This window comes from Patiriisocius sp. 208BN25-11 (assembly GCF_058147145.1).
In genome coordinates, this window is sequence record NZ_JBYVJY010000001.1 from 444,167 (window position 1) to 458,257 (window position 14,091).

General features: G+C 38.0%; 3 protein-coding genes. All 3 read right to left on the bottom strand.

What is annotated here, in order from left to right; all coding sequences use genetic code 11:
• Positions 1–8: 8 nt before the first annotated feature.
• Positions 9–5,060, bottom strand: a complete 5,052-nt coding sequence (locus tag ACY2RS_RS02100) for a leucine-rich repeat protein (protein WP_490096940.1) — start codon at positions 5,058–5,060, stop codon at positions 9–11.
• Between the two features lie 333 nt (positions 5,061–5,393).
• Positions 5,394–12,074, bottom strand: a complete 6,681-nt coding sequence (locus tag ACY2RS_RS02105) for a leucine-rich repeat protein (protein WP_490096941.1) — start codon at positions 12,072–12,074, stop codon at positions 5,394–5,396.
• A 362-nt stretch (positions 12,075–12,436) separates the two neighbouring features.
• Positions 12,437–14,086 carry a tetratricopeptide repeat protein gene (locus tag ACY2RS_RS02110; protein ID WP_490096942.1) on the bottom strand — a complete coding sequence of 550 codons (1,650 nt, stop codon included), beginning with the start codon at positions 14,084–14,086 and terminating at the stop codon, positions 12,437–12,439.
• Between the last annotated feature and the right edge of the window lie 5 nt (positions 14,087–14,091).

Sequence of the window (14,091 nt, forward strand, 5' to 3'; positions counted from 1 at the left end):
TATTCAATTTACTCCCCCCTCCCAAGATTAGGAATCACAATATCTGATAAATCTTGGTTTTGTATTTGTCCGTTCATATCTGTATCTACACCCAAATAACCAGAGGTTCCCAATACATTTATCAATACAGATATATCATCGTTTTGTATTTGCGTGTTTCCATCTGCATCACCAGCAAAAATTGCGAATGAGCCATTTAATACTACTGTTAATGCATCTGTACCACCTTGAATGAGACTGGCATCTGTAGTGAGATCTAATAGTTCTGAAGTTGATGATAGCGCCACAGGAGTTGCAGTTACTATCCCTATATGGTTACGGTGGCTTATTTTTATAAAATAATTACCTTCATCCACCGTAAACGTTATTTGAGAACTCCCATCTGTACCCACCACATCGCCATCACGTTGTAGCAATCCAGAAGTACTTGCTACCACTTGAGTTTGGTCTGCTGCATCACGTAACTCAATAAATACCCAATCTACGATGGCATCTGCGCCTGTAGCATCAAAGACAGAGGGATCTACAGTCGTGCCATCGCCATAGGGAGAGATGGTAGGTAAGAGGCCACTTTCGCGTAAGCTATCACGCATTAAATCTTCTTCTCCTGCAATAGGGTTAATGGCAGCACCTTGTAGGAATACTTTTGTTGCTACCGTGATATTGATCTCAAATTCTACAATACTTGCAAATCCCGTCCAACCTTCATCTATATAGTCCTGTCTCGTCCCTTCTGGTACGTTTAAGGTAATTTGATCGCGATTGGTAAAACTACTCCCTGCAATACTTGGTGGTGTAGTATTAAAAGACGTGACTTCGTTGATAGGGTTATTTTCAAATGTTTGTGAACCTATGGTGTTTATAGTAGCTGGTAAGGTGACCTTAGTGAGTCGATTATTTCGAAAGGCGTTGTTATCTACTATAATGGTTGTACTAGGAAGCTCAATACTACCGATTTGATTATCCTGGAAGCTTTGCTTACTTATCGTGGTAATCCCTTCAGGAAGCACAACACTCGTTAAATTATTATTACTAAAGGCTGCAAAACCAGTTGCAGTAATTGTATTAGGCAACACCACACTGGTTAAATTAAGCTCAGATAAGGCATTGTTTGCGATGGAAGTCACGGTAAACGTTTCTACTCCGTTAGATACCGTACTTGGAATGCTAAGATCAGAAAGAGGAATCCCACCAATTACCTGTACCTCATTAGGAGCTGTGGAAGTAATCCTATAGAATATAAATGCATCTGTTATAAATTCTTCAATACCTGCAAATCCAGTCCAACCAGCCTCTATATAGGCCTGTGTAGTTCCTTGGGGTACGTTTAAGGTAATTTGATTGCGATTGCTAAAACTACTCCCTGCGATACTTGGTGGTGTCGTGTTTAAAGACGTAACTTGTGTTATCGGGTTGTTTTCAAATGTTTGTGAACCTATGGTGTTTATAGTAGCTGGTAAGGTGACCTCTGTGAGTTGATTGTTTCTAAAGGCGTTGTTATCTATTAAAGTGGTTGTACTAGGCAGTTTAATACTACCGATTTGATTGTTCTGGAAGGATTGCTTGCTTATGGTGGTAATACCCTCAGGAAGCACAACACTGGTTAATACATTATTGCTGAAGGCCGCAAAACCTGTTGCAGATACTGTATTAGGTAATGTGACACTCGTTAAATTATTATTAGTTAAGGCATTGTTTGCAATAGAAGTGACGGTAAAATCTTCTGTCCCGTTAGATACCGTACTTGGAATGCTAATAGTAACACCCGTTGTAGGAGGAACCCCACCTATAAGAACTACCTCATTAGGAGTTGTGGAAGTAATGTCATAGAATAAAAAGCCATCTGTAATATCACCTCTGTCCACTTCATCAATAGTCTCAAAATCTGTCCAACCCGCATCTAGATAGGCTTCTTGGGTGCCTTGTGGTACTATAAGTTCGATGCTTGCTCTTGAATCAAAAGGGTCTTCGCTTCCACCTTGAATAGAAGGTGGTATAATACCTAAAGGAATTACAAAATCTAATAAATTATCTTTAAAGGCCTCAGCACCCATAGATACAAGTCCTGCAGGAATAAAAAGGACCTCTAATTCATTATTTTGAAAAGCGAGTGCACCAATCTCTGTAATATTAGCAGATAAATTAAGCTCGGTTAAGCCATTTCCTCGAAAAGCCCGATCACCTATCGTTGTCAATCCCTCAGGAAGGGTAAGACTAGCTAATTGATTATTTTGAAAAGCTCGAAAACCTATAGTTACGAGACTAGAGGGTAAGTCTACACTTGTGAATTGATTATTTTCAAATGCTCGGCTATCTATAACTCTAATACTAGAAGGCAAATCAACCGATGTAAGACCCGCACCTTCAAAAGCTTCATTACCCACACTAGTCACCGTATACGTAACAGTACCATCAGAAACAGTTTCTGGAATACTCAAATCTAGTGATGCTGGTGTACCCCCTATAATTTCTACTTCACTAGGTACTATTGAGGTGACTGTATAATCAAAATTATTTTCTGTAAATGTACTACCCACTATAAAATTACTACCATTTATAGAATTAAACCCTGTCCAAGTAGCAGCTTCGTAGGCGGCTTCGCTTCCTGATGGTATGGTAAGGTCAATAGTGAGCCTGTTTGTGCCAAACGTATCGTTAGCTCCTGTGGTTATAGTTGCGGGAGTACTTCCTTGGGCATTGATGGTCTCTAAAGAATTATCTTCAAAAGCTCGGGCTCCTATCTCTGCAATACTTGCTGGTAGTGTAAGACTTTCTAATTGATTATCCTCAAAAGCGCGGTCTCCAATCGTTATCAATCCTTCAGTAAAGGTAAGATCGGTTAATTGATTATTTTGAAAAGCTTGATTGCCTATACTTATCAATCCTTCAGGAAAAGCAACGTTAGCTAATTGATTATTTAAAAAAGCTTGAAACCCTATGCTTACGATACTGGAAGGTAAGTCAACACTTGTGATTTGACTACCTCTAAAAGCAGTAGCACCTATTTCAGTAAGGCCGTCGGACAATACTAGTGTTGCTAATGAAATTTCACGAAAAGCGCCATTTCCAACACGAGTGACCGTAAAATCACTTCCTTCACTAGGTACAGATCCTACAATAGTCAGATCTTCAGGGACATTTGTACCGCCTGTAATTTCAACTTCATTGGGATTTAACCCGATCACCCTATAATTAAAGTTGTTTTCTGTAAATGTATTACCTACTTCAAAATTACGAATACCATTTACAGATCGAAACCCCGTCCAAGTAGCAGCTTCATAGGCGGCTTCGCTTCCCGTTGGTATTTCTAAATCTATGGCATTTCTGTTTGTTCCATAGGTGTCATCAGCACCTGTGGTTATAGTTGCTGGAGTACTTCCTAAAGCAATAATTGTATCTAAAGTAGTATTATCTTCAAAAGCACGGCCTTCTATATTCGTAATGCTTGCTGGTAGTGTAATACTTACTAATAAATTATCTTCGAAAGCTTGGTCTCCTATCGTTACCAATCCTTCTGGTAAACTAAGACTTACAATTTCATTATTTTTAAACGTCTGGTTTGCGATGTTCGTTATGCCGTCTGGGATGCTCAGACTCGATATTTGGTTGTTTTCAAAAGATCGACCTTCTATTGTCATAATCCCAGCTGGCAAAACAAGATCGTCTATTTGATTAGTAAAAAAAGCTTGAAACCCAATAGTTATAAGACTAGCAGGTAAGTCAATACTTGTGAGTTGATTGTCTCTAAACGCTGCAGTACCTATTTCAGTAAGACCATCAGGTAACACTAGTGTTGCTAATGAAATTTCACTAAAAGCATTATCTCCAACACGAGTGACTGCAAAATCACTTCCTTCACTACTTACAGATCCTGCAATAGTTAACTCTTGAGGAACATCTGTACCCCCTGTAATTTCAACTTCATTGGGATTTAACGCGATCACCCTATAATTGAAGTTGTTTTCTGTAAATGTATTACCCACTTCAAAATCACGAATACCATTTACAGATCGAAATCCTGTCCAAGTAGCCGCTTCGTATTCGGCTTCGCTTCCAGGTGGTATTTCTAAATCTATGGCATTTCTGTTTGTTCCAAACGTATCGTTAGCACCTGTGGTTATAGTTGCTGGAGTACTTCCTAAAGCAATAATTGTATCTAAAGTAGTATTATCTTCAAAAGCACGGCCTTCTATATTCGTAATGCTTGCTGGTAAGATAAGACTTGTTAAATCGTTACCTCTAAAAGCTTGACTACCTATGGTTGTCAATCCTTCTGGTAAACTAAGACTAGTAATTTCATTATTTTCAAACGCTTGATTCTCGATGACGGTGATACCGTCTGGAATATTCAGACTAGATATTTGGTTGTTTTGAAAAGATCGACCTCCTATCGTCACAATCCCATCTGGTAAAACAAGACTGGCTATTTGATTATTTAAAAAAGCACGATCACGTATGATGGTGACAGTTTGTGGCAACTCTAGCGTGGTTATTTGATTCTCACGAAAGGCATCCTCATCTATTTCAATAAGCGCAGTGGGTAGTGTCACACTGGTCAATTGGTTATTTTCAAATGTCCTTTCACCAATTGAAGTAATCGCGTTTGATATAACAACACTTTCTAATTGATTGACTCTAAAAGCTAATCGCCCTAAATTTGATACGCTATTAGGAATGATTAGGTTTCCTGCTATACTATTATTACCAAAAGCATTTTGTCCAATACTCGTAATTCCATCAGGCAGTAGCAGACTAGTTAGTTGATTATCGAGAAAACTATTTCCTCCTATGGTTACTATTGTCGGTGGGATTGTCACAGCCGTTAGTGCTAGGTTTCTAAAAGCATCATTTCCCACACTCGTTACGGTAAAGGTATTTACCCCATCAGAAACGGTTTGTGGGATAACCAAATCTGTAGTTGCTGGTGTTCCACCTGTGATGGCCACCTCGTTAGGGTTTGTGGAGGTGACTTCATACTCCAAACCATCTACGGTAAAGGTTTGGGCAACGCCCGTAAGGATACCAAATAAACAAAGTAAAAGTGTTGTTACATTTTTCATAGTTATTTTATTTATTACGCTGTCGCGAAATCGAACTTGTGAGATTCACGACCAGCGGGAGAGCGTAGCGTTAAAGTGTACTTAGAACATTTATAATTCATAGCTCCCGCTAGATACTGAAACGAGTTCAGCAAACAGGGTTTCATTACTCAAACTGCTGCACCGTTCCAAAATTTGTTAGCATCAATAATTGTATATCTAAATTCAATACAAAGCCATTTATATTGGTATCTAAGGTTTAACAACTTCTTTCATATTTCCGAAGCATAGCGTATTAAATCAAATTATTTCTTCCTTCGGAAATTTTAAACTTAAATACCGTAGCTATTCAATTTACTCCCCCCTCCCAAGATTAGGGATCACAATATCTGATAAATCTTGGTTTTGTATTTGTCCGTTCATATCTGTATCTACACCCAAATAACCAGAGGTACCCAATACATTAATCAATACAGATATATCATCGTTTTGTATTTGCGTGTTTCCATCTGCATCACCAGCAAAAATTGCGAATGAGCCATTTAATACTACTGTTAATGCATCTGTACCACCTTGAATGAGACTGGCATCTGTAGTGAGATCTAATAGTTCTGAAGTTGATGATAGCGCCACAGGAGTTGCAGTTACTATCCCTATATGGTTACGGTGGCTTATTTTTATAAAATAATTCCCTTCATCCACCGTAAACATTATTTGAGAACTCCCATCGGTACCCACCACATCGCCATCACGTTGTAGCAATCCAGAAGTACTTGCTACCAATTGCGTTTGGTCTGCTGCATCACGTAACTCAACAAATACCCAATCTACGATGGCATCTGCGCCTGTAGTGTCAAAGACAGAGGGATCTACCAACGTGTCATCGCCATAAGGAGAGGTGGTAGGGAGAAGGCCACTTTCGCGTAAGCTATCACGCATCAAGTCTTCTTCTCCTGCAATAGGGTTAATGGCAGCACCTTGTAGGAATACTTTGGGTGCAACCGTGATATTGATGGTAAATTCTTCAATTCTTGCAAAGCCCGTCCAACCTTCAGCTTCATAAGCCGCTGTAGTCCCTTCTGGTACGTTTAAGGTGATTAGATTGCGATTGCTAAAACTACTCCCTTCTATACTTGGTGGCGTGGTATTAAAAGACGTGACTTCTGTTATTGGGTTATTTTCAAATGTTTGCGAACCTATAACGCTCACATTAGCTGGTAAGATAAGCTCCGTAAGTCCATTATTTCGAAAGGCGTTGTTATCTATAATCGTTACACTATTTGGAAAATCAATAGTACTAAGTTGTTCATTATTCTGGAAGGATTGTTTTCTTATCGTAGTAATCCCTTCAGGAAGTACAACACTCGTTAAATTATTATCACTAAAGGCTGCAAAACCTGTATCAGTAAACGTATCAGGTAATTCGACACTGGTTAGATTTTTATTGGATAAGGCATTGTTTGCTATGGAAGTCACGGTAAACGTTTCTGCTCCATTAGATACTGTAGCTGGGATTACTATATCTAATGTTGATGTGTCTACATTTACGACTTGCGCTTCATTAGGGTTAAGTGAAGTTTCGGTATAAAATATTCCATCTATCACAGCGGTCTCAACACTTCCAAAGCCTGTCCAGGTAGCATCTGCATAGGCTTGTTGAGTCCCTAGCGGTACGATTAAATCAATACTATCTCTATTTGTTCCAAACGTATCGTTAGCTCCTGTGGTTATAGTAGCAGGAGTACTTCCTAAGGCAATAACCCTAGTTAAGAAATCATCATTTTCAAAAGCACGGGCTCCTATATTGGTAATGCTAGCTGGTAGTGTAATGCTAGTTAATTGATTACCAATAAAAGCTAGGTTCCCTATGGTTGTGATTCCTGCTGGTAAACTAAGAGTTGTGATTTGATTATTTTGAAAAGCTTGGTTCCCTATGGTTGTGATTCCTGCTGGTAAACTAAGAGTTGTGATTAGATTATTTCGAAAAGCTTGGTTCCCTATGGTTGTGATTCCTGCTGGTAAACTAAGACTAGAGATTTGATTATCTTTAAAAGCACCTTCACCTATTTCGGTAATACTATCTGGTAGTGTAATACTAGTTAATTGATTACCAATAAAAGCTTCGTTCCCTACACGAGTCACCGTAAAATCACGTCCTCCACTAGGTACAGATTCTACAATAGTTAAATCTTCAGGAACATTTGTACCGCCTGTAATTTCTACTTCATTGGGATTTAAAGCGATCACCCTATAATTGAAGTTGTTTTCTGTAAATGTATCACCCACTTCAAAATTAAAAATACCATTTACGCTTCTAAACCCAGTCCACGTAGCTGCTTCATAAGCAGCTGTGGCACCTTCTGGCACAATTAAATCAATACTATCTCTATCTCCAAAAGTAGTATCGTTAGTATCTGTACTAATAGTAGGTGGTGTAGTCCCAAGAGCCGTGATTGTTTGTAAGGGATTGTTATTAAAAGCACCAGATTCTATTTCTGTGATACTTTCAGGTAGTAAAAGTTGTGTTAACTCGTTATTTAAAAAAGCAGCAGTTCCTATCGTTGTGATTCCCACTGTTAAACTAAGAGTTGTGATTTGATTATCCCTAAAAGCTGAAGCTCCTATCGTTGTGATTGCCGCTGGTAAAGTGAGAGTTGTGATTTGATTATCCCTAAAGGCTGTAGCTCCTATTTCTGTAAGACTATTAGGTAGACTCACACTTGTTAATAAGTTTTCGTTAAAAGCTTCGTTTCCAACACGAGTGACGGTAAAATCACGTCCTCCACTAGGTACAGATTCTACAATAGTTAAATCTTCAGGAACATTTGTACCGCCTGTAATTTCAACTTCATTGGGATTTAACGTGATCACCCTATAATTGAAGTTGTTTTCTGTAAATGTATCACCCACTTCAAAATTAAAAATACCATTTACGCTTCTAAACCCAGTCCACGTAGCAGCTTCATAGGCAGCTGTGGCACTTTCAGGCACAATTAAATCAATACTATCTCTATTACTAAAAGTATCGTTAGCACCCGTTATTATAGAAGGTGGTGTAGTCCCAAGAGCCGTGATTGTTGTTAAGGGATTACTTGCAAAAGTACCAAGGTTTAAGGTCGTTACGCTACCAGGAATTTCCAGAATTTCTAATTGATTTTGACGAAACGCTCTACTATTTATTGTTGTGACACTAGTAGGAATCGTTAAACTTGTGAGTAAATTGTTTTGAAATGCTTTATTATCTATAACTCTAATACTAGATGGCAAATCAACCGATGTAAGACCCACACCTTCAAACGCTTCATTACCCACACTAGTTACCGTATATGTAATAGTTCCGTCAGAAACAGTTTCTGGAATACTTAAATCTGTTGATGCCAGTGTGCCCCCTATAATTTCTACTTCATCTGGTGAGAATGAAGTTCTCCTATAATCAAAATCATTTTCAGTAAATACAGTACCTATCTCTGTATTAACTACTCCATTTATTGAGTTAAACCCTGTCCAAGTAGCAGCATCGTAGGCGGCTTCGCTTCCTGATGGTATGGTAAGGTCAATATCTGATCTGTTTGTTCCAAACGTATCGTTAGCACCTGTGGTTATAGTTGCCGGAGTACTTCCTTGGGCATCAATAGTTTCTAAAGAATTATTTTCAAAAGCACGGGCTCCTATATTGGTTATACTTGCTGGAAATGTAATATTTGTTAATTGATTATTTACAAAAGCTTGAACATCTATCGTTGTCAATCCTTCAGGAAAAGCAACGTTAGCTAATTGATTATTTACAAAAGCTTGAAACCCTATGGCTACAAGACTAGTAGGTAAGTCAACACTTGTGAGTTGTGTGTCTCTAAAGGCAGCAGCACTTATTTCAGTAAGGCCTTCTGACAATACTAACATTGCTAATGGAATTTCGCGGAAAGCGTCATTTCCAACACGAGTGACCGTAAAATCTGTTCCTCCACTAGGTACAGATCCTACAATAGTTAGCTCTTGAGGGACATTTGTACCCCCTGTAATTTCAACTTCATTGGGATTTAACGCGATCACCCTATAATTGAAGTTGTTTTCTGTAAATGTATCACCCACTTCAAAATCACGAATACCATTTACAGAACGAAACCCTGTCCAAGTAGCAGCTTCATAGGCGGCTTCACTTCCTGACGGTATGGTTAAATTAATGTCATTTCTATTTGTGCCAAACGTATCGTTAGCTCCCGTGGTTATAGTTGCCGGAGTACTTCCTAAGGCAACAATCGTTTCTAAAGGATTATCTTCAAAAGTACGGGCTCCTATATTGGTTATACTTGCTGGAAATGTAATACTTGCTAATTGATTATTTTGAAAAGCTTGACCATCTATCGTTGTCAATCCTTCAGGAAAAGCAACGTTAGTTAATTGATTATTTACAAAAGCTTGAAACCCTATGCTTACGATACTAGTAGGTAAGTCAACACTTGTGAGTTGTGTGTCTCTAAAGGCAGCAGCACTTATTTCAGTAAGACCTTCTGACAATACTAACATTGCTAATGGAATTTCGCGGAAAGCGTCATTTCCAACACGAGTGACCGTAAAATCTGTTCCTCCACTAGTTACAGATCCTACAATAGTTAGCTCTTGAGGGACATTTGTACCCCCTGTAATTTCAACTTCATTGGGATTTAACGCGATCACCCTATAATTGAAGTTGTTTTCTGTAAATGTATCACCCACTTCAAAATCACGAATACCATTTACAGAACGAAACCCTGTCCAAGTAGCAGCTTCATAGGCGGCTTCACTTCCTGACGGTATTTCTAAATCTATGGCATTTCTATTTGTGCCAAACGTATCGTTAGCTCCCGTGGTTATAGTTGCCGGAGTACTTCCTAAGGCAACAATCGTTTCTAAAGGATTATCTTCAAAAGTACGGGCTCCTATATTGGTTATACTTGCTGGAAATGTAATACTTGCTAATTGATTATTTTGAAAAGCTTGACCATCTATCGTTGTCAATCCTTCAGGAAAAGCAACGTTAGTTAATTGATTATTTACAAAAGCTTGAAACCCTATGCTTACGATACTGGAAGGCAAGTCAACACTTGTGATTTGATTACCTCTAAACGCTGAAGCACCTATTTCAGAAAGGCCATCAGGTAATACTAGGGTTGCTAATAAAATTTCACTAAAAGCGTCATTTCCAACACGAGTGACCGTAAAATCTGTTCCTCCACTAGTTACAGATCCTACAATAGTTAGCTCTTGAGGGACATTTGTACCCCCTGTAATTTCAACTTCATTGGGATTTAACGAGATCACCCTATAATTAAAGTTGTTTTCTGTAAATGTATTACCCACTTCAAAATCACGAATACCATTTACAGATCGAAACCCTGTCCAAGTAGCAGCTTCATAGGCGGCTTCACTTCCTGGTGGAATGTTTAAATCTACGGCATTTCTGCTTGTTCCAAACGTGTCATCAGCTCCTGTGGTTATAGTCGCCGGAGTACTTCCTGAGGCAACAATCGTTTCTAAAGGATTATCTTCAAAAGCACGGGCTCCTATATTGGTTATACTTGCTGGAAATGTAATACTTGTTAATTGATTATTTTGAAAAGCTTGACCATCTATCGTTGTCAATCCTTCAGGAAAAGCAACGTTGGCTAATTGATTATTTAAAAAAGCTTGAAACCCTATGCTTACGATACTGGAAGGCAAGTCAACACTTGTGATTTGATTACCTCTAAACGCTGAAGCACCTATTTCAGAAAGGCCATCAGGTAATACTAGGGTTGCTAATAAAATTTCACTAAAAGCGTCATTTCCAACACGAGTGACCGTAAAATCACTTCCTTCACTAGGTACGGATCCTGCAATAGTTAACGCTTGAGGGACATCTGTACCCCCTGTAATTTCAACTTCATTGGGATTTAACGCGATCACCTTATAATTGAAGTTATTTTCTGTAAATGTATTACCCACTTCAAAATTACGAATACCATTTACAGATCGAAACCCTGTCCAAGTTGCAGCTACATAGGCGGCTTCGCTTCCTGGTGGTATTTCTAAATCTATGGCATTTCTGTTTGTTCCAAACGTATCGTTAGTACCTGTGGTTATAGTAGCAGGAGTACTTCCTAAGGCAACAATCGTTTCTAAAGGATTATCTTCAAAAGCACGGGCTCCTATATTGGTTATACTTGCTGGAAATGTAATATTTGTTAATTGATTATTTTGAAAAGCTTGACCACCGATCGTTGTCAATCCTTCTGGTAAACTTAGCGTTGCTATTTCATTATTTTGAAACGCCTGATTCTCGATGACGGTGATACCATCTGGAATGCTCAGACTCGGTATTTGGTTGTTTTGAAAAGATCGACCTCCTATCGTCACAATGCCATCTGGTAAAACAAGACTGGCTATTTGATTATTTAAAAAAGCACGATCTCGTATGATGGTGACAGTTTCTGGTAACTCTAGCGTCGTAATTTGATTCTCACGAAAGGCATCCTCATCTATTTCAATAAGCGCAGTGGGAAGCGTCACACTAGTCAATTGGTTATTTTCAAATGTTTCATCACTAATCAAAGTAATCGCGTTGGATATAACAACACTTTCTAATTGATTGTCTTTAAAAGCAGCTCGACCTAAACTTGATACGCTATTAGGAATGATTAAGTTTCCCTGTATACTATTATTTGCAAAAGCAGCTGTTCCAATACTCGTAATTCCATTAGGTAGTACCAGACTACTTAGTTGATTGTTGCTAAAACTACTTACTCCTATAGTTACTATCGTTGTGGGGATTGTCAAAGCCGTTAGTGTTAGGTTTTTAAAAGCATCATTTCCCACACTCGTTACGGTAAAGGTATTTACCCCATCAGAAACGGTTGGTGGGATAACCAGATCTATAGTTGCTGGCGTTCCTCCTGTGATGGCTACCTCGTTAGGGTTTGTGGAGGTGACTTGATACTCCAAACCATCTACGGTGAAGGTTTGGGCGTAGCTTGTAGCTGTAATGCTAAAAATTGCTATTAAAAATAAGATCTGTTTCATAGGATTGTTTTTACAGTACTTGGGTTGTATTCAATTTTTTAATAATCTTCATAAGAGACCTTCTCATCTAAAAACACAAGATGGATCTTTATTAGATTTGTAAAGTAAAAACACCAAAACTAGCTTAGCAATAAAACAGGGGTTACACAGGGGTATCACGAATTTAATTGATTGATTATCAATGATTAAAACTTGTGAAGCATTCCGATGTTGTGGGTGTTTTTTTTACCTTAAAGCAGTGCTTTTCGCAGGTTCGCGAATGTAAATTGATCGAAGCACTAAAGCCAATACATCATCTACACCACACGCTCACCAATTGTGGGTATAGAGAGAGATAAATAAAAATGGAAATAATAGAAGAACTATTGAATACTTACTAGATGGGCAATAATATCCTCTCTAGAATCGAGCTCAAGTTTCTTACGAATACGGGAGCGCATAGACTTTACCGCAGGGAGCGAAGTCCCTTTCAACTTTCCTATTTGTGGCGCGTTTAGACCAGCTTTCATTAGATATAAAAGCTCTTTTTCTACTGGAAGTAGCATTGGGAAATTGGTGTCTAAGTGTACTTTAAAATCAAGCGATACTTGGTCTAAATATTCTTGCAAGGTTACGGTTGTTTTTTGTGTCATTTTTTCAGAAAGTAAGGTAGCAGATAAAGAACGAAGCCCTTGCTGGCGTTCATTTTCATTATCTGCTAAAATAATATTTTTGATATCATCTAACGTTTTGTTCAATACTTCTTCTGTAATGGAACTTTCTATCAATACTTTTTTGAGTTCGCTTTCCCGATTAGCCAGTGCAAGCTTCGTCTTTACTTTCTCCATTTGCTCCAGTTCAATTTGGTTTTGAGCCAGCGCTATTTTTTGTTTTTTATTCTTTAGAATAAAATAAATAAAGACAAGTCCTAATATAATCGCAATGATGAGTAGGATTACATAGAGCTGTTTTTTTGAATTAGCATTGGCAAGTTGGATAGCAGCAATTTGTTTTTCTTTTTCAAATTGATAATTGAGCTCTAATTCTGTAAAACGCTTGATCTCATTACTATCATTTAAAGAATCAGCATATACTTTATACAATTTATGTGCTTGAAATGCTTTTTTATAATCCCCAACATTAGAACTTATTTTAAATTTTAATTCATATTGATCTCTTAGACGTATTTTTTGCTTTGTCTTTTTTGCATACACAAGAGCGCTATCTATATGTGCCAAAGCATTATCATAGGATTGCAAAGAATTATATGAACTGGCAATATTATTATGTATAGAACTAAGAACGTAGTCATTTTCAGTACCTGCAATTTTCAAATTCTCTTTGAGTACTTCTATAGCCTTTTCATACTTTTCTTCATAGATATAGGTTGTTCCAATATTTGCGTTTGCATTGACTAATCCCGCCCTCGTTGGATTCGCCTCTTTAGCCCGTCTATAAAAATAACGTGCCGAATCCATTTTTCTATATTTATTACAAATATGACCTAACTTCAAATAGGTAAGCGCTAGGTCATAGGGTTCACTCTTTTTTTCCTGAATTTTTAAAGCGAGTCTATAATAACGCTCTGCATTAACCGTATCATTTTTCTTTTGATAAATGATTCCTCTTCCTTGGTAGGCATTACCGATACCTATGGAATCATTTATTTTAATACTTAAATCGAGTGCTTCTTGTTGATATTCTAGCGCTTCGGCTAGATCTCCTTTATGAGATGCACAAATGCTAAGGCTTTGGGCTATTTCAACTTTTTGTTTTTGAAAGTAAAAACTTTCATATCCATTATCATCAATAATTTTTTGAGCGTCTAGAACAAGTTGACACGCTACATCCATATCATCACTACTCTTACGGTCTGATAATTTTAATAGCAACGGGATTTTAATAGAATCTGAGGTTGCCTGTGCTATTTCTGTCTCAAGTTGGGCTATTAAGGCTTCTCTTTCTTGAGCTTGAATCCATAGGACACAAAAAAAGGCAATGATGCATAGGTGGATTTTCTTTTTAAAAACCATAGATG

Bases quoted from the DNA above. Each gene is read 5' to 3' on its own strand.
- ACY2RS_RS02105 (WP_490096941.1), bottom strand. From the start codon at position 12,074: ATGAAACAGATCTTATTTTTAATAGCAATTTTTAGCATTACAGCTACA.
- ACY2RS_RS02100 (WP_490096940.1), bottom strand. From the start codon at position 5,060: ATGAAAAATGTAACAACACTTTTACTTTGTTTATTTGGTATCCTTACG.
- ACY2RS_RS02110 (WP_490096942.1), bottom strand. From the start codon at position 14,086: ATGGTTTTTAAAAAGAAAATCCACCTATGCATCATTGCCTTTTTTTGT.